Below are 23,815 nucleotides of genomic sequence, written 5' to 3' on the forward strand. Positions count from 1 at the left end.
TTCTCGCTTACCAGGTCAGTGTCACTTGCAGCACATCGGTATAGGTGCCCGCCGGTAGCACCCCGGTCAGTTGGGCACGGGCGTAGATCGGCAACTGGATGGCCGTCGGGTCGCTGTAGCTGACCGCCACCGTCTGGTTGATGCCCAGCGCCTGGCTGAACGCGGCATCGCGAAACAGCTGATAGACCTGCAGGTTGCTGCCGGTACTGCGCTTTAGGTTGCGGCTGCCGTTGTTGTTCTGCCCGCCGTCGACGGCCATGTTCAGAGTCACCCCCGGCGTGCACTGCAGGGTCACCGTGGTACCGCTGAGCGCTGTGGTGGCAACGGCCGTGGACAGCGCCGAAAAACTGCCAAAATTCAGGTTGCCGTAGTTGGTCACCCCGCCCACCACCAGGCAGCCCGCCTGGATCGTCGCGTTAACCAAAAAGGTGCTGGTCGTGGCGGCATCCAGCGGCACTGGTGCAACCGCCGCGACCAGCGCCAGCCCCAGCGCCAGACGCCCGTGCATGGCTCAGAAACTCAGCTCGACCGCCACGGTGTCGGTGTAGGTGCCCGGCGGCAATCCGGCCTTGCCCACCGCCTTGCCGTAGAGGTTCACGGTCTGCGCCACACCGGTACTGGTGGGCAGGGTGATGGTTCCGTTGATCGGCAGTAGCGTGCCGAACCCGGAGTCAGTATAGAAATCGTAGGGAACGTAGCTCCCGGAGCCATTGGCGAGGGCCCGGGTACCCCCGGTGGACTGGCCGTCATTGGCCCCCACGCCGACCTTGATCACCGGAATCGCACCGTTCGAGCAGAGGATGCTCATGGCACCGCCACCGCCAGCAAGCACCTGAGCCCCTGCCTGGGTGAACAGAGCGGTCTGGGTACCGAAGTTGAGGGCACCGAAGTTGACCCCGGTGGTGGCCGTGGAGCCGTTCACCTGACAACTGGAAATCAGTACCAGCGAGGCATTGATGTTCCCGGTGACCGTGGCCGCCTGGGCCTGAGATGCGAGGGCCAAGGCGACGCCGGCGAAGAGGAAACGGGAAAGTGTGGGTTTCATGATTCACTCCTTTGACTGTCACCAGTCCAGCGTCACCGTCAGGGTGTCGCGATAAACGCCCGCGGGCAGGGCTTTGGGGTTGGCTACGACAACGCCGTAGATGGGAATCGGAATCTGTGCCGCGCTGCTCACCGAAAAGTTGAGTTGCTGGCCAATGCCGTAATTCGTGCGCCCGGCGGGATCGGTGGACAACTGGTAAGGAATGAGTACGCCGCCATTGCTCAGGCGGCGGGTGGTGCCTTCAGGATTGGCGCCACCATTGATGGTCACGGTAAAGGCACGCACCTGCGGATTGCAGCTGACCTGCAGGTTGCCGGTGCCGGCGGTATCGTCGAGGGCGGCGCGGATCGGGTTGGTCCACATCGGCCCCTGGGCGCCGAAGTCGAGTACGCCACCGCCTGCGGCCGGCGCTTGCGGCGACGACTCACTGCTGATCTGGCAGGCGGAGGTAATCACCAGGCGCGCCTGGATATGCCCGCTCATTGCGCCGTCGACGCTGGTGCTGAGCAGGAGCGGCCCCAGGCTCAGCAGAAGAATGCGTGATGTCTGCATGCTGCTCACTCCCTAAGCAGTGCCACCTCGACCGTCACCAGGTGACAGTCACCTTCAACATGTCCGAATAGCGCCCCGTCCTTGGAAGCTCGGTTTGTGTGTCGATACGCGCATACAAGGGAAGTTCCACCGAGCCGCTGTCCGGTACCCGGCCATGCTGGGCGATGTTCACCGACAGCGGCACCCGCCAGGCGGGATCCTGGAACAGGCGGTAAGGGATGGGCCTGGCGCGGGGATCGGCGGAGACCAGGTAGCGCACGTCACCGGTGCCTCCATGCAGGCCGCCATCGACCTGGATCTGGTAGGCCGTGTCCGGATTGCATTCCAGGCGCGGTGGTCGTTGCACCAGCAACTGGCTGCTCAACGGCCCGGTGGCGTCGTCCAGCCGCGGGCTGTGGCCGAAATCCAGCACGCCCAAGGCCTGAGCACCGGCGTCACGGGTATCGTGGATCAACAGGCAGCCGCGCTGCACGTCGATACGTACTTCGACGAGAAAATCCGTGGCTGCGGCGCCCTGGGCAGTCCACAGCCCGACCAGCGCCAGCAGTGATCGTCCCTTCACCTTCCCTCCCTTTCCTTGCAGGAGTGATCTGGAATTGAGGTTAGCAGCCGAAGAAAATGCTGCCAGCCGATCAAGAAATGTACAGGTGTTGTACAGGAAATATCCGACGAGCTTGGGTAATCTGGCTGGTGGCGTTATTCACTATCTGGTTAATATTGCCGCCCTACCCGATGCTACGCGGTCGGTGTGCGGATTCATCCGCGATTGGGCGCGACCGCGTCGTACCCAAGATCGTCGTCCTGCCTTCGAGGAACTTGATTTGCCCGCCTGGATCCGCTCGCCCCTGCGTGCCCTGCGTCAACGCCTGAATACCAGCGCTCCAGCGGAGGCTGCCATCGACGGCGCCATCCAGCGATTCTTCGCCGACCAGGCCCAGCAACAGGGCTACACCCTGAGCGACGGCCAGCAGCAGGTCATCAGCGCAATGGCGCAACAGGCGGCGCGCCTGCCTTTCGGTCAGGCCCGCAGCCTGTACCTGCATGGCCAGGTCGGCCGGGGCAAGAGCTGGCTGCTGGACGGTTTCTACAAGGCCCTCGGCGACCAGCCCAAACGCCGCCTGCATTTCCACGATTTCTTCGCCCGCCTGCACCAGGGCATGTTCGAACACCGCCGCGAAGATGACGCCCTGGGCGTGACCCTCGACCACCTGCTCGGTGACTGCCGGGTGCTGTGCTTCGATGAGTTCCATGTCCACGACATCGGCGATGCCATGCTGCTCACCCGGTTGTACAAGGCGCTGTTCGCCCGCGACATCTTCCTTCTGGTGACGTCCAACTACCCACCCCGTGGCTTGCTGCCCAATCCGCTCTATCACCAGCGTTTCGAGCCGGTGATCCGGCTGATCGAGGAACGCATGCTGGTGCTGGAAGTGGGCGGCGACCAGGACTATCGCGCCCTCCCCGACGCCGGCCGTCTGCAGCGCTTCACCCAGGGCCACTACGTCTGGCCGGGGACGCCCGGGCAGTTGCGCCAGTTGGGCTTCGCCGAGCCTGCACCCGAAGTGGTGCTGGAAGTAAACCAACGCCAGTTGCGCGCGCGGGTACGCGATGAATGCAGTGTGGTCTTCGATTTCGCCAGCATCTGCGAGCAGGCGACGGCAGTCATCGATTACCTGGAACTGATCCGGCGTTTCGAGCACTGGACCATCGAAGGACTGCCGGACCTGGAGGACTGCACCATCGCCGCGCAACAGCGCTTCATCAACCTGGTGGACGTGCTGTATGACCGCGACAAGCCATTGCTGCTGACCGGCGAGCGGCCCTTGGCGCAAAGCCTCGGCGGCAGCGTGGCGGACCTGGCCCGAACCCGTAGCCGGCTGGGACAGTTGCAGCAGATCGGCCCAGAGCCCGATTAAATTCACTTTCCTGATATTAGAAATAATATTTGATGCTTTATTTACATAATTAGCATAGAAGAAAAAGGTCCTTCACAGATACCCCACTCCCGCATAAGGTCTGCTCCAAGACCGACCCCTTTCCCGGCGGAGGCCCGTTATCGAGCGATGCAGCCGGGGTTCTCCGTGCTTCGTCGCCTTCCTTTTTGCAGGAGCGAAGCATGAGCAAGCGACAGATCAAACTCGGCGCAATGATCCACGGTGTCGGCCACGGCTGGGGCGAATGGCGCCATCCACAGGCCCTGGCCGATGCCAGCGTCAATTTCGGCTACTACAAGCAGCAGGCGCAACTGGCAGAAGCCGGCAAGTTCGACTTCGCCTTCATCGCCGACAGCCTGCATATCCACGCCAAATCCAGCCCCCATTACCTCAACCGCTTCGAGCCGCTGACCATCCTGTCCGCCCTGGCCGCAGTCACCGAGCATATCGGCCTGGTGGCAACCATCACCGTCAGCTACACCGAACCCTTCCAGGTTGCCCGCCAACTGGCCTCGCTGGACCATATCAGCGGCGGCCGCGCCGGCTGGAACGTGGTCACCTCGTGGCTTTCCGGCACCGCCGACAACTTCGGCAAGGCCGAACACCCGCCCCATGCCGAGCGCTACCGCATCGCCAAGGAACACGTGCAGGTGGTACAGGGCCTTTGGGACTCCTGGGAAGACGACGCCTTCACCCGCGACAAGCAGAGCGGCGAATTCTTCGATCCGGACAAGCTCCACGCCCTGAATCACCAGGGCGAGTTCTTCAAGGTCAAAGGTCCACTGAACATCGCCCGCTCGCGCCAGGGCCAGCCGCTGATCTTCCAGGCTGGCACCTCCGAGGATGGGCGCAACTTCGCCGCGCGCCAGGCCGATGCGATCTTCGTCAGTCCCGAAGGCTTCAGCGATGCCCGCGCCTATTACCTGGACCTCAAGCAACGAGCGAAAGGCTTCGGCCGCAATCCGGACGAACTGTTCATCCTGCCGGGCATCCGCCCCATCGTCGGCGTCGATGCCGAGGACGCCGAGCGTCGCTACCAGCAGGCGGTGGACCTGGTGAGCATCGAAGACGCGATCGTTGCCCTGGGCCGGCCATTCAACGACTACGACTTCAGCGGGCACGACCTCGACGCGCCCTTCCCCGACCTCGGCGACCTCGGCAGCCAGAGCCACAAGGGCTCGTCCGACCAGCTCAAGCGCATCGCCCGCGAGGAAGGCCTGACCCTGCGCCAGGTGGCGCTGCGTTTCTCCGCGCCGAAGCGCGACTTCGTCGGCACTGCCGAAGACGTGGCCAACGCCGTGCAGGACTGGTTCGAACACGAGGCGGCAGACGGCTTCATCATCAACTCGCTGCTACCGGACGGCCTGCAGCGCTTCACCGAACTGGTGGTGCCGGTGCTGCAGCAACGCGGCCTGCTGCGCCGTGAATACGAAGGCCAGACCCTGCGCGACAACTTCGGTCTGGCCGTGCCGGACAACCGCTACACCTTGCGTCGCACCCAAGAAGCGGTCGCCTGAACCGCACTGAACCCACCTATCGACGGACAAGGAATTTACCCCATGAGTCTTGAGTTCATCGGCCTGATCGGGCCCCAGGAAGCCAGTGAATCCCAGGCCCCGCGTGGCCCGGCGGTCGACCTGGAATTTATCCGCGCCTTCGCCCAGGCCCAGGAATACGGCGGCTTCGACAAGGCCCTGCTGGCCGTCAATACCAGCGCCGCCGACTCGCTGATCATCGCCAGCCACGTCGCCGCCTACACCGAGAAGCTCGGCCTGCTGGTGGCCCACCGCCCGGGCTTCCAGGCGCCGACCTTCGCCGCCCGCCAGTTCGCCACCCTCGACCACCTGAGCCGCGGGCGCGCCTCGATCAACGTGATTACCGGCGGCGACAGCGGCGACCTGCAGCGTGACGGCGACTTCCTCGACAAGGACGCCCGCTATGCCCGCACCAGCGAGTACCTCGACGTGGTCAAGCAGACCTGGACTGCGACCACACCATTCAACCATGAAGGCCCGCACTACCGGGTCGAGGACAACCTGACCCTGATCAAGCCGCTGCACAAGCCCCATGTACCGATCTACTTCTCCGGGGCATCCGATGCCGCGGTGGAAGTCGCGGCCAAGCATGCCGATGTCTACATGATGTGGGGCGAGCCGCTGGAGCAGGTACGCGAGCGCATCGCCAAGGTGCGCCGCGCAGCGGCGAAATACGGGCGGGAGAAGCACATTCGCTTCAGCCTGTCGCTGCGACCGATCCTCGGGGCTACCGAGGACGAAGCCTGGGCGCGGGCCGAGCGCATCCTGGCGGACGCCAAGGTGCTGCACGAACAGCGCGCAGGCAAACGTCGCGAGCTGAACGTAGGCAAGAACAACATCGGCTCGGCGCGGCTGGTGGAACTGGCCAGCCAGAAGGTGGTGCACGACACCCGCCTGTGGACGGCGATCGCGGCGCTGACCGGCGCGGCGGGCAACTCGACCTCACTGGTGGGCACGCCGGACCAGGTAGCGGAGGCGGCGCTGGAGTATTACAACCTCGGCGTGACCACCTTCCTGTTCCGTGGTTTCGACCAGTTGCGCGATGCGGTGGAGTACGGGCAGGAGCTGTTGCCAAGGATCAGGGCGCTGGTAGCGCAGCAGGCGCAAGGGAAACGGGCCAACGGCTGAGGCCCCAATCGCTGGTTTGCCAGCGCTGAGGCCCTGAAGAACAGCACAAGATCCCGACGAAAAAAAACCGCCAGTGACCTCACTGGCGGTTCAAACGTAGCGCAGATATGAAGATATTGCCGTCGCACCCAGAGGGACCTACCAAAGGGGCAGCATCAGTATCCCAATCCCGCCCGCGCACTGCTTGCTCCTCCCTGCCAGCCCCTTGCACCTCGATGCCAGATGCAAAGCCCAGAGCCACCACGGCCCCTGTGGGAGCGGGTTCACCCGCGATTGCGATGGTGAATTCATTAAAGCCATCGCGGGTGAACCCGCTCCCACAAGGTCCGTGGTGGACCTGCTTCAACTATCAACGCCACACGATAGAACCCGACTTCCATCATTCCCCGTGATAGTCACCTTCGCTTCGTTCGATTCGTCGCCGTCCCTGGCAAAACGCAGAATCCGCCCACTATCAATACATTGGCGGAGTTTTCCATGGAGCAGTCACTCAAACCCTTGCGCTATCCCCTCGCCGCTTTAGCCCTTCTGGTAATGAGTGCCTGCGGTCGCACCCCGGAAGCGGTCCAGGCGCCAATGGCGCCGAAAGTCAGCGTGGCCAAGGTGCTGGAACAACCGATCAACGAGTGGGACGAGTTCACCGGCCGCCTCGAAGCCCCGGAAACCGTCGAAGTCCGTCCTCGCGTCTCCGGGCAGATCGACCAGGTGGCCTTCACCGAAGGCGCCCAGGTGCAGAAAGGCGACCTGCTGTTCCAGATCGACCCACGCCCGTTCCAGGCCGAAGTCCGCCGCCTCGAAGCCCAACTGCAACAAGCCCGCGCCACCGCCATCCGCTCGGAAAACGAAGCCCAGCGCGGTGAACGCCTGCGCAACAGCAACGCCATCTCCGCCGAGCTTGCCGAGTCGCGCACCAGCGCCGCCGCCGAAGCCCGCGCCGGTGTCGCGGCGATCCAGGCGCAACTGGACCTGGCCAAGCTGAACCTGAGCTTTACCCGCGTCACCGCACCGATCAGCGGCCGGGTCAGCCGTGCCGAATTCACCGCCGGCAACATCGTCACCGCCGACGTCACCCCGCTCACCAGCGTGGTCTCCACCGACCGCGTCTACGCCTACTTCGATGCCGACGAGCGCGTCTACCTCAAGTACACCCAGCTGGCCCGCGAAGGCCAGCGCGGCCAGAGCACCCCGGTGTACCTGGGCCTGTCCAACGAAACCGGCAACCCGCACCTGGGCCAGATGAACTTCGTCGACAACCAGGTCAACCCCAAGACCGGCACCATCCGCGGTCGCGCCGTGTTCGACAACCGCGACGGCCAGTTCACCCCGGGCCTCTACGCCCGCCTGAAGCTGGTGGGCAGCGCCACCTACGATGCCGTGCTGATCAACGACGAAGCCGTCGGTACCGACCTTGGCAAGAAGTTCGTGCTGGTCATGGACAAGGACAACAACGCCGCCTACCGCCCGGTGGAACTCGGTCCGAAACTCGAAGGCCTGCGCATCGTGCGTTCCGGCCTGAGCAAGGAAGACCGCATCGTGGTCAAGGGCCTGCAGCGTGTCCGTCCCGGCTCACCGGTCACCCCTGAAGAAACGCCGATGGCCAGCGAGTCCACCCTCGCCGCCCTCGCCCAACAGCGCCAGGCCCTGGAAGCCGCCAACCGTCAACCTGCCGATACCGGCAAGGCCACGGTCAAGCTCGCCAGCGCCGCGACCCCACGCGGTTAAGGGACAACGACTCCAATGAATTTCTCCAAGTTCTTCATCACCCGGCCGATCTTCGCCGCCGTGCTGTCGCTGCTGATCCTGATCGCCGGTGCGATCTCGCTGTTCCAGTTGCCGATCAGCGAATACCCGGAAGTGGTCCCGCCCACCGTAGTGGTACGTGCCAACTTCCCCGGCGCCAACCCCAAGGTGATCGGCGAAACCGTCGCCGCGCCCCTTGAACAGGCCATCACCGGTGTCGAGAACATGCTCTACATGTCCTCGCAGTCCACCGCCGACGGCAAGCTGACCCTGACCATCACCTTCGCCCTGGGCACCAACCTGGACAACGCCCAGGTCCAGGTGCAGAACCGGGTGACACGGACCCAGCCCAAGCTGCCGGAAGAAGTGACGCGCATCGGCATCACCGTCGACAAGGCCTCGCCCGACCTGACCATGGTCGTGCACCTGACTTCGCCGGATAACCGCTACGACATGCTCTACCTGTCCAACTACGCCATCCTCAACATCAAGGACGAGCTGGCGCGCCTGGGCGGCGTGGGTGATGTGCAACTGTTCGGCATGGGCGACTACTCGCTGCGGGTCTGGCTCGACCCGAACAAGACCGCCTCGCGCAACCTCACCGCCAGCGACGTAGTCACGGCGATCCGCGAACAGAACCGCCAGGTCGCCGCCGGCCAGCTCGGTGCGCCACCCGCGCCGAACGCCACCAGCTTCCAGCTCTCGGTCAACACCCAGGGCCGTCTGGTCAGCGAGGAAGAGTTCGAGAACATCATCATCCGCTCGGGTGCCGACGGCGAGATTACCCGCCTGAAGGACATCGCCCGGGTCGAGCTGGGCTCCAGCCAGTACGCCCTGCGTTCACTGCTGAACAACCAGCCGGCCGTGGCCATCCCGATCTTCCAGCGCCCGGGTTCCAACGCCATCGAGATCTCCGACGAAGTGCGGGCGAAGATGGCCGAGCTGAAGAAGAGCTTCCCCGAAGGCATGGACTACAGCATCGTCTACGACCCGACCGTGTTCGTCCGCGGCTCCATCGAGGCGGTGGTGCACACCCTGTTCGAAGCGCTGATCCTCGTGGTGCTGGTGGTGATCCTGTTCCTGCAGACCTGGCGCGCCTCGATCATCCCGCTGGTGGCCGTGCCGGTGTCGCTGATCGGTACCTTCGCCGTGATGCACCTGTTCGGTTTCTCGCTCAACGCCCTGTCGCTGTTCGGCCTGGTACTGGCCATCGGTATCGTGGTGGACGATGCCATCGTCGTGGTGGAAAACGTCGAGCGGAACATCGAGCTGGGCCTGCAGCCGCTGGAAGCAACGAAGAAAGCCATGGGCGAAGTGACCGGCCCGATTATCGCCACCGCCCTGGTGCTCTGCGCGGTGTTCGTCCCGGCGGCCTTCATCTCCGGGCTTACCGGGCAGTTCTACAAGCAGTTCGCCCTGACCATCGCCATCTCCACGGTGATCTCGGCCTTCAACTCGCTGACCCTGTCGCCGGCCCTGGCCGCCGTGCTGCTCAAAGGTCACCACGAGCCGAAGGACCGCTTCTCGCTGCTGCTGGAGCGTCTTTTGGGCGGCTGGTTGTTCCGTCCGTTCAACCGCTTCTTCGAGCGTGCCAGCCATAGCTATGTCGGCACCGTCGGCCGGGTCATCCGTCGCAGTGGCGTAGCGCTGTTCGTCTACGCCGGCCTGATGGGCCTGACCTGGCTGGGCTTCTCGTCCACGCCGACCGGCTTCGTCCCGGCGCAGGACAAGCAGTACCTGGTGGCCTTCGCCCAGTTGCCGGACGCGGCGAGCCTGGACCGCACCGAAGCAGTGATCAAGAAGATGAGCGAGATCGCCCTGAAACAGCCGGGCGTGGCCGACTCGGTGGCCTTCCCGGGCCTGTCGATCAATGGCTTCACCAACAGCCCGAACAGCGGCATCGTCTTCACCCCGCTCAAGCCGTTCGACGAGCGCAAGGACCCGAGCCAGTCGGCCGGTGCCATCGCCGCCGCGCTGAACGCGCAGTTCGCCGATATCCAGGACGCCTACATCGCGATCTTCCCGCCGCCGCCGGTACAGGGGCTGGGCACCATTGGCGGTTTCCGCCTGCAGATCGAGGACCGCGGCAACCTGGGTTATGAAGCGCTGTACAAGGAAGTGCAGAACGTCATCGCCAAGAGCCACAACGTGCCGGAACTGGCCGGCCTGTTCACCAGCTACCAGGTGAACGTGCCCCAGGTCGATGCCGCCATCGACCGCGAGAAAGCCAAGACCCACGGCGTGGCCATCAACGACATCTTCGACACCCTGCAGATCTACCTGGGTTCGCTGTACGCCAACGACTTCAACCGCTTTGGCCGCACCTACCAGGTCAACGTCCAGGCCGAACAGCAGTTCCGCCTCGACGCCGAGCAGATCGGCCAGCTGAAGGTGCGCAACAACCAGGGCGAGATGATCCCGTTGGCGACCTTCATCAAGGTCAGCGACACCTCGGGCCCGGACCGCGTGATGCACTACAACGGCTTCATCACCGCCGAGATCAACGGTGCCGCAGCCCCCGGCTACAGCTCCGGCCAGGCGGAAAAAGCCATGGAGAAACTGCTGAAGGAGGAACTGCCCAACGGCATGACCTTCGAGTGGACCGAGCTGACCTACCAGCAGATCCTCGCCGGCAATACCGCGTTGTTCGTCTTCCCGCTCTGCGTGCTGCTGGCCTTCCTGGTGCTGGCTGCTCAGTACGAAAGCTGGAGCCTGCCACTGGCGGTGATCCTGATCGTGCCGATGACCCTGCTGTCGGCGATTACCGGGGTGATCCTGTCCGGTAGCGACAACAACATCTTCACCCAGATCGGCTTGATCGTACTGGTGGGGCTGGCGTGCAAGAACGCGATTCTTATCGTCGAGTTCGCCAAGGACAAGCAGGCCGAGGGTCTCGACCCGCTGGCCGCGGTACTGGAAGCCTGCCGCCTGCGTCTGCGGCCGATCCTGATGACCTCGTTCGCCTTCATCATGGGTGTGGTACCGCTGGTGTTCTCTTCCGGTGCCGGTGCCGAGATGCGCCATGCCATGGGTGTGGCGGTGTTCTCCGGGATGATCGGCGTGACGATCTTCGGCCTGCTGCTGACCCCGGTGTTCTTTGTCCTGATCCGTCGTTACGTCGAACGCAGCCAGGCGCGCAAGGCCGCGCGGCTGCCGGCGCTGGAGAACCATGCATGAACGCTGCAACCCTGAACAAACTGTGGCTGCCGAGCCTGCTGGTACTGGCCCTGAGCGCCTGCGCCATGGGCCCGGACTACAAGACCCCGGACACCGCTGCCGCGCACCTGGCCGCCGTCGACGGCCAGGCCGGCCTGGACCGCAGTCGCTTCGAAAGCGCCTGGTGGCACCAGTTCGAAGACCCGGTGCTGGACCAGTTGGTGACCCAGTCGCTGAACGGCAACCGTGACCTGCGCGTCGCCTTCGCCCGCCTCAAGTCAGCGCGGGCGATCCGCGACGACGTCGACAACGACGCCCTGCCGACCGTGACCAGCCGTGCCAGCAGCAACCTCGGCAAGGGCCAGATTCCGGGCCAGACCGAGGACCGGGTCAACAGCGAGCGCTACGACCTGGGCCTGGATATGGCCTGGGAGCTCGACCTGTTCGGCCGCATCCAGCGCCAACTGGAAGCCAGTGAAGCCCAGGAAGCCGCGGCCCAGGCCGACCTGCAACAACTGCAGGTCAGCCTGATCGCCGAACTGGTGGATGCCTACGGGCAACTGCGCGGGGCGCAGCTGCGCGAGAAGATCGCCATGGCCAACCTCAAGACCCAGCAGGATTCCCGGGGCATCACCGAGACCCTGCGCGATGCCGGGGTCGGCAACGAACTGGACGTGGTGCGTGCCGACGCACGGCTGGCGGCAGTCGAAGCCAGCGTGCCGCAGTTGCAGGCGGAGCAGGTCCGGGCGCGCAATCGCATAGCCACCCTGCTCGGCCAGCGGCCGGATGCGCTCACGGTCGACCTGTCGCCGGCGCAGTTGCCGGCGATCGCCAAGGCCTTGCCGGTGGGCGATCCGGGTGAGCTGCTGCAGCGCCGTCCTGATATCCGTCGGGCTGAACGGCAACTGGCGGCAGCGACCGCCAATGTCGGTGTGGCGACGGCGGACCTGTTCCCGCGGGTCAGCCTCAGTGGCTTCCTCGGTTTCACTGCCGGGCGCGGCTCGCAGATCGGCTCGTCGGCCGCCTCGGCCTGGGCCCTGGGTCCGAGCATCACCTGGGCGGCGTTCGACCTGGGCAGCGTGCGTGCCCGCTTGCGCGGGGCCAATGCCGAGGCTGAGGGCGCGCTGGCGACCTATGAGCAGCAGGTATTGCTGGCATTGGAAGAATCGGAAAACGCCTTCAGCGACTACGGCAAGCGCCAGCAGCGGTTGCTGTCGCTGTTGAAGCAGAGCGAGGCGAGCCGCAAGGCGGCGGACCTGGCGTCGATTCGCTATCGCGAAGGTACGGTGGATTACCTGGTGCTGCTGGATGCCGAGCGAGAAAAGCTCGCCGCAGAAGATGCCCAGGCCCAAGGCGAGGTAGAGCTGTATCGCGGGATTGTCGCGATCTACAAGGCGCTGGGTGGTGGCTGGCAGGCCGAGGCGGTGGCTTCGGTGAAGTGAATTTGTAAGGCTCCTTTGGTTGGTTCAAACCGACCTTTTTGCCCCGCAGGTTTCGACCTGGCGGGGCTTTTTTTGGGTTCTTCACGGGGTACCGGGAAGCTTTGGGGTGAGTGTCGGTGTCGGTGTCGGTGTCGGTGTCGGTGTCGGTGTCGGTGTCGGTGTCGGTGTCGGTGTCGGTGTCGGTGTCGGTGTCGCGAGATTATCCATGGCGAGCGGTGACGCCACCGGCCCCTTCCGCCTTTACGGCGGGTCCATTTTGTTGCGGCAAAATGGACGAAAACCGCTCGCTCCCACAGCCGGCCCTACGCTGCGCTTCGGGTCCCCTCCTTCCGGTGCCTTGCGGGGGCCCGCGGCCTACGACTTGCTCCGCAAGTCTTCACCTCGCGCTTCGGCTTCGCCGAAGGGTGCTACGCACCTGCCCCCGCAAGACACCTCCACTCGGCCGGCTGAGGTCGCAATTGGCGGCGCCTGAAAGTATGCGCACGAAGAGCAAGAGCAAGAGCCAAGAGCAACCGATGCCGATGCCGATGCCGATGTTGTCAAAGCATTCTTCCATCACTCGCCTGAAGTAGAAAAACAGCCAAATCTGTCTGTTTTTTACGCAGTGTTCAACTGTCAGATTTGTCAGGTTTCAAACGTCGCGGCTACGCATAGACTGCAAATCCCTCCTCCCGTCGTGATTGATGAATCACCGGAGTCAACAGCATGAACGCGACCTCCATTTCTCGTGCGGAACAGATCAAGAATGGCGACTTTTCCAACGGCGGCCAGGACTGGCAGCACTTCGGAGATGTCAATTTCGACAACGAGCGCTGCAACCTTGGTCCGGGCGCCGTCATTACGCAGAACCTCCCAGCCGTGGCGGCGGGACGCTATCGTCTCTCGTGCCGCGCTGCCGTCATGACCGATGGTGGCTCGCCCAACGCACAACTGCGCGTGAGTTTCGACAACGTCGACTGGATCCGGGAAATCACCAGCACCGTTCCGGACACCTATGAAGGTTTCTACGAGGTCCCTGCCGGCGTTACCGGCATGACGGTTTACCTCGAGGCCAACACCGACTCGGTGTGGTTCGACGACATCTCGCTGGATATCGCGCCCGAGAACGACGAGTTGATCCAGAACGGCGACTTCGCCGAAGGCAATGCACACTGGGACATGACCGGCGCGGTGTTCGACAGCCAGACCTGCGCGCTGCGCATGGACGATGTCTCGCAAACCGTTGCCGTGCCGACCCTCGGCTACTACCAGCTCAAGGCCCGCGCCAAGGTCGGCGCCGGCTCCATGGGCCGCCTGCAGGTCAAGTTGCTGCCGAACGGTGCGACCCAATACGTGCCGGTCAGCGCCAACGAGTGGACCGACTACGCGATCGACATCAGCGCGGTTCAGGGAGAAAGCGCCTTCAAGGTATCGCTGATCCGCATCACCGGAGACGATGTGGCGTTCGACGACGTCTCGCTGCGCCTGACCGCCGGCTTGAACCGCTGACAGGCAAATCGCAACGCCAAAAAGGGGATAACGCAAAGGAGAGCGGTCCCCTTTATGTGAGCCCTCAGCAGGGCACCGCAGCGCGCAGGTGAAACCTCATCTCCCCCACCGCCTCCTGCTGGGTATAGTCCCTGTACGAAAACCGCCAGACCCCGCCCACCCGTTCGAACTCATCGTGATACCGCCCCGCCGTGATCGCCTGCAACGGCAGCCCCTCGGTCGCCTGGAACACGATGTAGTACGAGCGTACCGTGGCACGACCTCCCACCTCGTCGATCTCGATGATCGGATTGCTGGTGACATGCCGGGTCCGCGGCGTACCGCAGGGGTAGAGAATCACCAACTCGCGTAACAGGTGCAGCATGCCGGCTGAATCGATCAGCGGGGCGTCCTTCCCTACTTTGATGCGGGCATGCCTGAACAGCCCGGCGGCCCCCTCGAAGTCGCCACGGTCAAGACACTCGGCATACCGGTACAGCAGGTTGCAGATAGCTACGGCGCTGTCGCTCATACGGACCTCACACAAGGGTTTTGCGCACAGTATCCGCAGACCTCAGGCAAGCCACATCGTCCATTTGGCAGAGCCGGGCAGCCTGGGATAGCCTTGCCCGTCATCGCCCTGGAAAAAGGACTCGACGATGGACAAGTACGAACGGGAAGAAACCAGCCACTTCATCATCTACGTCCTGCGCAACAAGCCGCAGGCGATGGGTGTCCAGTCGGATCGCCGGACCCTCACTCATCCATCAGGGAGCTGTTTCCGTCATGACCACTGACACTCACGATATCAACGACCTCGCATTGCGCCATATCGCCGTAAAGCTCGCACTCATCCATATCGAGCGGCTCTCCAAGGAACAGTCGGCACTGGCAAGGGATGAGTTCCGACTCACGCTCGAGCCGCTGATGAGAAAAGGCTTCAGCGGCAAGGTTCGCATCGGCAGCACGGTTGCCTTGGTCCCGCAAGCCTTCGAGGTGATCTTCCATGACGATGCACCGGAGGTGCTGTGGTTGATCCACAGGCATGAAAACGAGTCGATCCCGGTTTCGCGACAGAAAGTCCTGGAGCGGTACGCGCAGGTATTTCCCTGATTGCCAGCGTTTTTTGTCTGCATTGTGAAATGGCGGTTGTGCGTGGGAGACCTCAGGGTCTGCCGGGTTCCTTTTGCCTCGGTCCGCGAACCCGCGTACAACTGCCTCCCCTTCGTTTGCCCTTGGGTGATGCATAGCGCTACAAAACTTCCTGCACTTCCGACTTTTATGTAGGCAATTTCCCAAGCATACTTTTTCGCCTTTTCTATCGTTGCGCCCTTGGAAATCGGTGCCTACGCTTCGCCGGTCGTTGCGAAATCAGCGACCGGGTTTAGCAGCCTGCTCCAATTCCAAGGTGCATCAAGCGCCCTGTACGCGCGCAGCCAATCATTTCGCATTGGCTGTCCTGTCATGGCGGTTGTGCGCGGGGCGCCCTCGGGCGCGCCGGGTTCCTTGGTCCCTGGTCTGCTAACCCACGCACAACTGCCACCCTTTCGTTTAGCAGCGATGCTTGGCAGTCCCACTGATCCAAGGAGTTGCACTGATGAAGAAAATTGTTCCTGATCCACCTACTTACACTCTCCGCCGTACCACTGCCCACGCTCATTTCGGCACTTGCCGGGGTTCACACCCGCCGCTGTTCACCGTGTGCGAACACGCTGATATCGAAGATGCGCTGGTTCATCTCTCGGCAGCGCTCGACCCAAAAGGGGACCGACCAAAAAGGGGACAGATTTATTTTTGACGCACCATCCTGAAAATAAATCTGCCCCCTTTTTTGCCCCCTTTCCTCCTTTCCTCCGCTTTTCCCCATTAGAAATACCTTAGAGCTACAAAAACCTGATTTTCCAATGGTCACCACCTTGAATCCAATATCTCTGTGCATCAGGAATCAAAAAGGAAAAATCTGAGCAACTCGAATACCAATCCGAGTACACAAGATCCTCATGAGACCTACCAAAGTCCATGTGCATGTAAATCTTCCTGTCAAAGTTAGCATAAAACATTGGCAACCTTGAAGCAAGATTACCAACAAGAAGAATATCTTGCTCCGACAACCCCTCTCCACTCAAATAATATTTCTCAGCTCTCGCCAACAACCCTTTGAAATCGCCCTCGCCGTAAGTGAAGATCCTCTCAATGCCTTTGAAATCAAGCGCTCCCTCTCCAACATACTCGATATATTTCAAAAAATTTTCAGCGGTCAACTTAAGAATCCCGCCCCTGAACGACTTGCAGGAAGCATCATACTGCTCCCTGGTGATGCGGCCTTTCTCCAGATAACCACGGTAGTCCGGCTCCGCGTCTAACGAAAAATTATACTTATAGTCCAGAACCCAATAACAGCACTCCTTGTGAACAAAGAAGCAAATCCCTTTCTCTCCTTCCCATAATTCTTCAAGCGTTACCTCAACGTTTTTCACTTAGGGAAACTCCGAACAAGTTGCTCATCAGCCGGAAATGGGCGGCTTGGGCACGCCGAAAAGCCCGATTTTCAGCCGCTGATTATTGGATAACCAAGGCAACGCCTTGATTATCTGCCCTCATGGGCGCACCTCTCCCGCAGCAGGCAATAATTGCCGGCGTACCATCCACAGATTCGACAGGGCAAACAGCGTGGTCAGTTGTGCCGTGTTTTTGGCCAAGCCACGGAAGCGGGTTTTCACATAGCCAAATTGGCGCTTGATCACACGGAATGGATGTTCGACCTTCGCTCGTGCCTGCGCTTTGACCTTCTCGATCTTGCGCCTGACTTTGTAGAGCACGCTGCGTTTGCTCAAGCGCTTGTAGGTGCTGCGACGGGCCGCAATCTGCCAGATCACCGGCCGCCCTTCATGCTCCGGCCGTTTCTCCACGCCGGTATAACCTGCATCGGCACAGATAACATTCTCATCGCCATGCAACAGGTGAGCGACCTCCGTTACATCAGCCACATTCGCCGCTGTGCCGTGGACGTGGTGCACCAGGCCCGACTCAGCATCGGCACCGATATGCGCCTTCATGCCGAAGAAAAACTGATTACCTTTCTTCGTCTGATGCATTTCAGGATCGCGTTTGCCTTCCTTGTTCTTGGTCGAACTGGGTGCGTGGATGATGGTGGCGTCGACGATAGTGCCCTGGCGCAACGACAGGCCCTTGTCTCGCAGGTAATTGTTGATGGTTTCCAAAATTCCCGCCGCCAACTGATGCTTCTCCAGCAGGTGCCGGAAATTCATGATCGTCGTGTCTTCGGGGATCGGAGCGCTGAGTGTCAGACGAGCAAACTGGCGCATCGAAGTAATCTCGTACAGCGCCTCTTCCATGGCTGGGTCGCTCAGCGAGAACCAGTTCTGCAGCAGGTGAATGCGCAGCATGGTTTCCAGTGGATACAGCTTGCGGCCACCGCCAGCCTTTGGGTAGTGAGGCTCGATCAACGCCACTAACCCACTCCACGGAACCACCTGCTCCATCTCGGCCAGGAAACGCTCGCGACGGGTTTGCTTGCGCTTACCGGCGTACTCGAAATCGGAAAAGCTCATCTGACTCATGGGATGGAGGGCTTGTAGAGGGCAGTTGGACGGAAGGCTATTTCAGCACAGGTCAGATGGCCTGTGCTGACTTGATCGGAGAATCCCTAACACGTCATCCATTTCAAACATGAACTCCTGGAATTTCTCAACATCAAGTGCAAAATCAACACCACTCATTACAAAGCTCCTATTTCATAAGAGATCCAATTCGGTATTGAATACCTGCATCTTTCAATGCATTCAGCAGAGGCTGCGATGCTCCCTGCTCAAGAACCCACTCTACCTTATATCCCTGCCCAACCAAATAGGCATCTTTCTTGATAGCCATTTCATTCGAACTATTACCCAACTTTGAGCCCACTGTCGCCAAAGACTCTCTCCCTATTTTAAGTTGCACAAGCAACTTTTCATCAGCCACGAACGCGTCCACCTGCCGGCGACCATAAGGAGTTTTAATTACAACATTCTCCCCACCCAATGCCAGCCTATATTCTGCCTCTCTCTGAAGCGGCCCGTTTGAGTTCTGCATACTCACATCATTCATCCGAAAGTTCGTAGCGCTTAGCCATCACAGGATTCCTTTCCATAGATGGCTGAAAACCTTACAAAAATCTCAGCGTTCGCGGCACTGAAGTTCGGTTTCTCTCAATTTCAGACAGAACCTAAGCAGCCAAGTACGTTTTATTCAGTTATGGCCCTTTATCCTCGCTACCGCCATGCACTTATGCATGAGTGCTTTTCTCTTGAGCCAAGGAAAATGCTCGTTCAATCATATCGAAAGTAATATAAGGCACAAATCCAAGCCTCTCTCCCTGCTCAAAACTTTTCTTGTACCCTGCTAAACGTTCAGCATCACCAGATACGGCCAGTGCGGCTAGGTGTCGGATAGGCATTTGGCCCTTAGCATCGGTGGGCAGACCTCTATAAGCCTTCAATCCGGCATCAACGTCTTGGGAACGAGCCCAAGATCTGGCCTGTTCAGATAGCCTGATCACATCTTCGCTGGAAAAACTCGCCAATTTCTCCGGAGCATCTCTACTAACTAAAATTGGAGTATTGCCCCGCTCCTGACCGCGAATATAAGAAACAGCATCTGAGAAGGCCTTTGTCGATAAAGAAGGCATAAGCGACACTCTAAAATGGTCCGAACGCCTCCCCACAGATGGAATAACTTGAACTTGAACATCTCCAACTTCGGAAACACAGAAGTAATCACCTACCTCATCCTTGCCGCACACCCAACCATTTTCTCTCAGAATAGAAACAACTTCTTTTTCTTCCATCACTTAGCACCCGGAAAATTCATGACTTCAATAGGAATACCGTTAGGGTACCCCTGCTCTTTCAAAGGCACCCCTGGTTCAAGGCCAAACTCCGCAGCCACTTTCCCTCTCGGAATTGAATTCCCATCTCTGATCTGAGGGAAAATTTCGGACTGACGAATACTCAGGTCTGCCCCACCAGTCTTAATTTCAATAATCCTCAGGGTTCCGTCGGGCGCCTCAGCCACAATGTCCGGCCTGCAACGACCAGTGCCACACGAGCTACCAAATGATATCTCCTTTTTGCTGACTCTGAACCCTTGGGACAACAGCTGATCCTTAATGTCATCCACCATGTTCATGTGATGCTCATAATGATCTCTGATAGTGATTTTAGGGGGCTCGCTCCCCTTGGCAGCATCACAAGGTCCTTCATTGTGCACCCACGTCTTCAGTTCCCCAACATAGAACGTATGCCCAATATTCACCGTCAGGTTGTACGTCTGCCCCACCGGCTTGAACAACTCCACCCCGGCCACTCGGCTAGACGTATTTTCCGTAGCACCATCCGCCAGCGACTGGAGCAGGTCACCCGTCTTGAGCTCGATCATCGGCACAAAGTCACGCCGAGCCGGCACATAGAACGGGTGACTTGGCGTAACGAACAAGATCTCCTGTTTCACGTCGCCGCTTGTACGAGTGCTTTCCAGGGTCAGCTTGTAGATCGGTTGATCGTTTCGCTGGAAGGTCTTTACTACCGTTGAGGCAAACGGCTCGCCCCCATGCTCAGGCTTGGTCCAGACGATATCGCCGATCTTGAGCGTTTCGATCGCCCTGTCGCCAGCCGGAGTGGCCACCATGGTGCCCGCCGCGAAGCAGCAAGGCCCCTTATCCTTCTTGGGTTCTTCGGGATGGTTCTGTGGGTTCGTCTCAGGTTTTTTATCCGGCAGGTCAGTCCCTTTCGAATTCTGGGCAACCTGCTCCGAAGAAGCTTTTGGAACATCGGTAGAAGGGCTTCCACCTACTACCTTCGTCTCACCAGACGGTAAACCTGTCTCAGGCCCTTTTGCCCCTGCCCCCTTCCCGTCAGTGACAACATCCAGGCTTTTCGTCGTCCTGGTTTCCAGCGCAGCAACACGCACACCCAGCTCTTCACTGTCCTTGGCAACCATTTTACCCAAGGCTTTGCTCGATACCTCAACCCCCGTCTTTGCCAGACTCAGCCCCGCTTTGGCTGCCCCTCCTACAGCGGTCAAGACGCCTCCGACCGTGTATATCAACGCACCCAGATCACGCCCCAACTGGACGGCATGATCATCTCCGCCGACCTCAAGTGCCAGCTTCATCCGGTCAATACTGCCCAACAGGCTCGCCGTTACTTCCTCGCCAAGTTGAGCGCGTACCTCCGAACTACTGACTACCGAGGCAATCCCCTGCAATCCGGTGAGCGGATCAGAAAGGAACTCTGCCAGGCCTCGGATATCTTGCAGACCACTCTCTGCGATGCCCAGGCCAATACCGCCAGCCGTCAGGGCATCCTGTTTTACCGAGGTACCCGACCACTTGGCGATCACCTTCAGATGATCTAGCGGGTTCTGGGCTTCTTCCAACTCCTTTTGGTACTGCACATGCTGCTGCGTCGACAGCCAGTTGTTATCGATGTTCGCCGTAGCCGCATTGTTTGCGGTCGCTGCACCGTTCGGATCACTCACGGCTGCAATGCCCGTGACCAGGCTGGTGATGAGGTTGCGTTTGGCTTCTCGCTCTACAGCGGTTTCGTTTGCATCAGCCTCTGCAAACAGACCTGCCAGCACGCTGGAGGCAGCACCGCCCAAGGCTCCGCTCGAGCAGCCCTGATTGCTGGCCGCTGCGCCGGCGCAGCCGACAATGGCATGCAGCGCCGCGTGTTCCGGGCTACCTTCCTTCAGACCCTTCTTCACCAGCTCGCCGATGTACGCCGAACCTTGTTGCTGGACGTAGTTGACCACCATGTTCTGGGCAAACTGCCCGCCACTTCCGGCCACGTTGCCGCTGACGCCTGCGACGAGGGCCGTTGCAATTTGCCGGTAAGTACCGCCCGCCCCCCAGTTTTCATCGAGATCCCTGATCTCCTGCTTCAGCGCCTGATAATTGCTGTGGTGCTTGAGTTGATCGGCCTCGGACATTCCAGGCGCGTTCATCAGCGCCCTTTCTTTCTCGGCTTGCTCCTTTTTCTGATCGATTTCTTGCGCCCGGCTCGCGATGTACTGCGAAACGTTCTGCACAAACTTGCCGACAATCTCGAAGTTCACGCTGATTTCCTGCGCGTCGAAAATCGGCTTGAGTTTGTTGCTGCCGTCGCGATCACTGGAGACATCGGTATTGATGCCCGCCACCGTCTGCTCAACCGTCTGACCGGTCAGCTCCATCTGCCCGGCTGCATTGGTAATAGTGACGGCGGCGCCACTGATTCCACTGGCGGTGGTGCTGCTGGAGCTGTCTCCGGCATAGAGCACGACCGGTGTGTTGACACTCAGCCCGCCCTTGCTCGGCGCGGTGGGTCCGTTGGCGTTGGCCGTTGCGTTGGCATTGCCTTTGCCATCCACGCCTATTTCACCGCCGTAACCACCACTCAGGTTGATACTGCTGGCGTCGTATTCCGCCTTGTTCTTGATAGAGGATGTGGTAAGCGTCCCGGTTTCGAGGGTGTTTTTGCCATCCGCCACCGCTTTGTCGGTACTGGCAATGATGGCGCCCTTGAGGTCCGTGTTACCCGCCACTTCGACCTGGAATCCACCATTGCCCGCCTTGATGCCCGACTGTTCGTTGACACTGGCGTAGTCGCTTTGCATATGCTGCGCGGCGACACCGCCACTGACACTGCTCATGCCGACACAGAACGGTGGAACACAGATGTTGACGCCGACGCTGGCGCTCATTTGCCTGGAGGTGTAGGTGCTGGTGTCCTGAAGGCTTTCGATGTTCAGGTCGCCGCCCACCTTGACCTTGACCTGCTCGGCGGAAACGACACCGCCCTTAATTCGGGCTGCATCGTGGGTGGATGGAAAGACTCGATGCTCGATTACGACGCAGAAGCTGCCGCTCATACCGGTCTGCTTCGGGCTGAACTGGCACGGCTCGGCCCCCCCCATTGGCCCGTACGACCAGATGATTGCCGGGCATGCCCGCGCCAACGGGCTGATTGTCGTCACCAACAACCGTCGCGAGTTCGAGCGCATACCCGGCCTCAGAATCGAGGATTGGGTATCTCCTATGAAATAGCCTCTGAGTGACGTTGGTCGATCAACACCGCTACCCCCGCCAACACGATCGCCAGCGTATACGCCACCAGTCCCAGGTTGAGCCCGAAGATCATCTTCTCCGACCCATCCGTGAGCACCATCGACCCGCCGTAGCCATCCCGCAGCCAATAGGCCATGAGGAAGCCGCCAGTGACGAAGGTGGTCAGCAGGCTGGCAAGCCGCAGGTCGTTCCGCCCCCACACCAGCCAGACACTGAAGGCGCCCAGCGCGGTGTTGGTAAACAACTGCCAGGTCTCATGAAGCCGGGCATGGGGCGCCCAGGCCTGGTTGAACACATGGGTATCGTTGATCTCAAGAATCGGTACCACCACGGCGTAGAAGATGATCCCCACCGTTACCAGCAATCGCGCAAGCATCCGTAACCTCCCTGTTCGTGGTGTGCCGCCCCTGCACGTTAGCGCAGGGGCGATGACTGTCCAGAGCCATCCCCCGCAACGGCCAATATCCCCCACGGATTGACTCAACCCTCCCCCTGACCCAAGCTTGACCCCTTTTCCGCACGTCCTGCCCGGATCACGCATGCCCAAACCGCGTATCTACCTGTTCGTCGGCCTCGTCCTGCTGCTGTTGCTCGGACTGGGCACCTATTTGTCCCGCGACAACAGCCCGCCGCCCAACCCGGCCCTCAAACACGCCTATGGCAAAGCCTTGTCCCAGGCCCACAACGGCCTGCCGGGCGCTGCGCGGGTGCTCTACCAGCAACTGGGTCGCGACGACCTGTCGGCAATCCGCCGCGCCAGCCTGTACGCCGAACTGCCCAACTACCCGTCGCCCCTGGCCCTGAAACTGGCGAGCAAGGATCTGCAGCACGACGATCCGCTGGTACGCCGCGCCGCCCTCGGTGCCATCGCTGCCATGGTCCCCGCCAGCCAGCGCAGCCTGCTGCTGGGGCCGATGCTGGACGACGAGGACGACAGCGTGCGCTTCGCCGCGGTAGATGCGCTGGTGGGCCTGACTCCGGATGAAATCGGCCTGTATTTCGGCCCCCTGCAGACGGTTCTCGACCAATACCAACTGGCCCTGCAGGCGCGTGGCGACACGGTGGCGGACCAGGTGCACCTGGCCCGGTTGTACATGCAGGAACGAGACTTCCCCGCTGCCACCAGCACCCTCGACCGTGCCCTCGCCCTGGAACCGGAAAACCTCGATGCCCTCGCTGCCCGGGTGCGCCTGCTCGACAGCCAGGGCCAGACCGACGGCTCACGCGAAGTCCTGGCCCAGGCCCTGCAACGGCATCCGGACTCGGCCTTCCTGCAGTTCGAACTGGGCCAGTGGCTGCTGCGCCACAAGCAGGAGGAATATGCCCTGCTCGCCTTCTCCCGGGCGGTGGAACTGGAGCCGGACAACGGCGACTACCGCTACACCCTGGCTATCAGCCTGCACCGCCTCGACCAGCAGGACGTGGCACAGAAGCAGCTGGAAACCCTGCTCTCGCGCCAACCCGCGAACCGCAAGGCGCGAGTGCTGCTGATCGAGTATTGGAAGGAGAGCGGGCAGTTGCAGAACGTGCAGATCCTGCTCGCCCAACTGGAGCAGCAAAACCCTGATGATCCACTGGTCCAGCAAGGACTCTGAAGCGGTTCCTGCCACCTGGAAAACCCGGTTGAACCCCGCCTTTGACGGCGTGGTCCAGAGAGAGTGCACCCCGCCTGGGCCATTGCCCGCGAACGTTGCACTGTCAAAGGAGAT

Annotated in this window: 22 protein-coding genes and 1 pseudogene; 12 read left to right on the forward strand and 11 right to left on the reverse strand. The window is 60.9% G+C overall.

All coding sequences use genetic code 11. The features are described 5' to 3' along the window. Positions 1 to 7: 7 nt before the first annotated feature. From AC5QPF_RS17880 to AC5QPF_RS17895, 4 genes are read right to left on the reverse strand one after another with little or no spacing between them, the layout of a single operon-like run. Positions 8 to 508: a spore coat protein U domain-containing protein gene (locus AC5QPF_RS17880; protein WP_494959162.1), complete on the reverse strand. Its 501-nt coding sequence runs from the start codon at positions 506 to 508 to the stop codon at positions 8 to 10. A 3-nt stretch (positions 509 to 511) separates the two neighbouring features. Beyond that, positions 512 to 1,045 carry a spore coat protein U domain-containing protein gene (locus AC5QPF_RS17885; RefSeq protein ID WP_494959163.1) on the reverse strand — a complete coding sequence of 178 codons (534 nt, stop codon included), beginning with the start codon at positions 1,043 to 1,045 and terminating at the stop codon, positions 512 to 514. An 18-nt stretch (positions 1,046 to 1,063) separates the two neighbouring features. Further along, positions 1,064 to 1,597, reverse strand: coding sequence for a spore coat protein U domain-containing protein (locus tag AC5QPF_RS17890; protein ID WP_494959164.1), 534 nt, complete (start codon positions 1,595 to 1,597; stop codon positions 1,064 to 1,066). A gap of 34 nt (positions 1,598 to 1,631) precedes the next feature. After that, complete coding sequence (locus tag AC5QPF_RS17895) at positions 1,632 to 2,159, reverse strand: spore coat protein U domain-containing protein (RefSeq protein WP_494959165.1); 528 nt, start codon at positions 2,157 to 2,159, stop codon at positions 1,632 to 1,634. 259 nt (positions 2,160 to 2,418) lie between these two features. Here AC5QPF_RS17895 and zapE point away from each other — a divergent pair, with 259 nt between their 5' ends. The 7 genes from zapE to AC5QPF_RS17930 all read left to right on the forward strand — a co-directional run bounded on the left by zapE (position 2,419) and on the right by AC5QPF_RS17930 (position 14,020). After that, a complete protein-coding gene (gene zapE, locus AC5QPF_RS17900; RefSeq protein WP_494959166.1) occupies positions 2,419 to 3,513 on the forward strand; it encodes a cell division protein ZapE in 1,095 nt (364 codons plus the stop codon). A gap of 200 nt (positions 3,514 to 3,713) precedes the next feature. Further along, a complete protein-coding gene (locus tag AC5QPF_RS17905) occupies positions 3,714 to 5,048 on the forward strand; it encodes an NtaA/DmoA family FMN-dependent monooxygenase (protein WP_494959167.1) in 1,335 nt (444 codons plus the stop codon). A 42-nt stretch (positions 5,049 to 5,090) separates the two neighbouring features. After that, on the forward strand, positions 5,091 to 6,194 hold the full coding sequence (locus AC5QPF_RS17910) for an LLM class flavin-dependent oxidoreductase (RefSeq protein ID WP_494959168.1): 1,104 nt from the start codon (positions 5,091 to 5,093) through the stop codon (positions 6,192 to 6,194). A gap of 477 nt (positions 6,195 to 6,671) precedes the next feature. Next, the gene (gene mexE, locus AC5QPF_RS17915; RefSeq protein WP_494959169.1) at positions 6,672 to 7,916 is read left to right on the forward strand and encodes a multidrug efflux RND transporter periplasmic adaptor subunit MexE; all 1,245 of its coding nucleotides are present in this window, start codon (positions 6,672 to 6,674) and stop codon (positions 7,914 to 7,916) included. 15 nt (positions 7,917 to 7,931) lie between these two features. After that, positions 7,932 to 11,111, forward strand: a complete 3,180-nt coding sequence (locus AC5QPF_RS17920; protein ID WP_494959170.1) for a multidrug efflux RND transporter permease subunit — start codon at positions 7,932 to 7,934, stop codon at positions 11,109 to 11,111. Next, complete coding sequence (locus AC5QPF_RS17925; RefSeq protein WP_494959171.1) at positions 11,108 to 12,532, forward strand: efflux transporter outer membrane subunit; 1,425 nt, start codon at positions 11,108 to 11,110, stop codon at positions 12,530 to 12,532. Before AC5QPF_RS17920 ends, AC5QPF_RS17925 begins: the two co-directional genes overlap by 4 nt. A 705-nt stretch (positions 12,533 to 13,237) precedes the next feature. Next, the gene (locus tag AC5QPF_RS17930; protein WP_494959172.1) at positions 13,238 to 14,020 is read left to right on the forward strand and encodes a hypothetical protein; all 783 of its coding nucleotides are present in this window, start codon (positions 13,238 to 13,240) and stop codon (positions 14,018 to 14,020) included. A 64-nt stretch (positions 14,021 to 14,084) separates the two neighbouring features. Here the strand turns inward: AC5QPF_RS17930 and AC5QPF_RS17935 are convergent, their stop codons facing one another. Continuing rightward, the gene (locus AC5QPF_RS17935) at positions 14,085 to 14,531 is read right to left on the reverse strand and encodes a nuclear transport factor 2 family protein (protein WP_494959173.1); all 447 of its coding nucleotides are present in this window, start codon (positions 14,529 to 14,531) and stop codon (positions 14,085 to 14,087) included. Between the two features lie 127 nt (positions 14,532 to 14,658). Between AC5QPF_RS17935 and AC5QPF_RS17940 the strand changes: the two genes are divergently transcribed. The 3 genes from AC5QPF_RS17940 to AC5QPF_RS17950 all read left to right on the forward strand — a co-directional run bounded on the left by AC5QPF_RS17940 (position 14,659) and on the right by AC5QPF_RS17950 (position 15,797). Beyond that, positions 14,659 to 14,796, forward strand: a complete 138-nt coding sequence (locus AC5QPF_RS17940; protein WP_494959174.1) for a hypothetical protein — start codon at positions 14,659 to 14,661, stop codon at positions 14,794 to 14,796. Beyond that, positions 14,786 to 15,112, forward strand: a complete 327-nt coding sequence (locus AC5QPF_RS17945) for a hypothetical protein (protein WP_494959175.1) — start codon at positions 14,786 to 14,788, stop codon at positions 15,110 to 15,112. Before AC5QPF_RS17940 ends, AC5QPF_RS17945 begins: the two co-directional genes overlap by 11 nt. 484 nt (positions 15,113 to 15,596) lie before the next feature. Next, entirely contained in the window at positions 15,597 to 15,797 is a 201-nt protein-coding gene (locus tag AC5QPF_RS17950; protein WP_494959176.1) for a hypothetical protein, read from the forward strand. Positions 15,798 to 15,882: 85 nt separating this feature from the next. Here AC5QPF_RS17950 and AC5QPF_RS17955 read toward each other — a convergent pair whose 3' ends face one another. From AC5QPF_RS17955 to AC5QPF_RS17975, 5 genes are all read right to left on the reverse strand, one after another. Beyond that, positions 15,883 to 16,476, reverse strand: coding sequence for a hypothetical protein (locus AC5QPF_RS17955; protein ID WP_494959177.1), 594 nt, complete (start codon positions 16,474 to 16,476; stop codon positions 15,883 to 15,885). A gap of 120 nt (positions 16,477 to 16,596) precedes the next feature. Further along, entirely contained in the window at positions 16,597 to 17,580 is a 984-nt protein-coding gene (locus tag AC5QPF_RS17960; protein WP_494959178.1) for an IS5 family transposase, read from the reverse strand. A gap of 169 nt (positions 17,581 to 17,749) precedes the next feature. Then, entirely contained in the window at positions 17,750 to 18,106 is a 357-nt protein-coding gene (locus AC5QPF_RS17965) for a hypothetical protein (protein ID WP_494959179.1), read from the reverse strand. Between the two features lie 178 nt (positions 18,107 to 18,284). After that, positions 18,285 to 18,845 carry a DUF6990 domain-containing protein gene (locus tag AC5QPF_RS17970; protein WP_494959180.1) on the reverse strand — a complete coding sequence of 187 codons (561 nt, stop codon included), beginning with the start codon at positions 18,843 to 18,845 and terminating at the stop codon, positions 18,285 to 18,287. Continuing rightward, on the reverse strand, positions 18,845 to 21,910 hold the full coding sequence (locus AC5QPF_RS17975) for a polymorphic toxin-type HINT domain-containing protein (RefSeq protein WP_494959181.1): 3,066 nt from the start codon (positions 21,908 to 21,910) through the stop codon (positions 18,845 to 18,847). The genes AC5QPF_RS17970 and AC5QPF_RS17975 overlap by 1 nt, the downstream gene beginning before the upstream one ends. On the opposite strand from AC5QPF_RS17975, the pseudogene AC5QPF_RS17980 reads away from it, so the two are divergent. Then, a pseudogene (locus AC5QPF_RS17980) lies at positions 21,878 to 22,085 on the forward strand (PIN domain-containing protein); the annotation flags it as partial. The gene AC5QPF_RS17975 and the pseudogene AC5QPF_RS17980 sit on opposite strands and share 33 nt — an antisense overlap. Here the strand turns inward: AC5QPF_RS17980 and AC5QPF_RS17985 are convergent. Next, positions 22,075 to 22,482 (reverse strand): hypothetical protein, encoded by a 408-nt coding sequence (locus AC5QPF_RS17985; protein ID WP_494959182.1) that lies wholly within the window; start codon positions 22,480 to 22,482, stop codon positions 22,075 to 22,077. The pseudogene AC5QPF_RS17980 and the gene AC5QPF_RS17985 sit on opposite strands and share 11 nt — an antisense overlap. Before the next feature lie 163 nt (positions 22,483 to 22,645). Between AC5QPF_RS17985 and AC5QPF_RS17990 the strand changes: the two genes are divergently transcribed. Further along, on the forward strand, positions 22,646 to 23,701 hold the full coding sequence (locus AC5QPF_RS17990) for a tetratricopeptide repeat protein (protein ID WP_494959183.1): 1,056 nt from the start codon (positions 22,646 to 22,648) through the stop codon (positions 23,699 to 23,701). The last annotated feature ends 114 nt before the right edge of the window (positions 23,702 to 23,815 follow it).

The sequence above is a fragment of the Pseudomonas sp. Con_6 genome, from assembly GCF_059379395.1.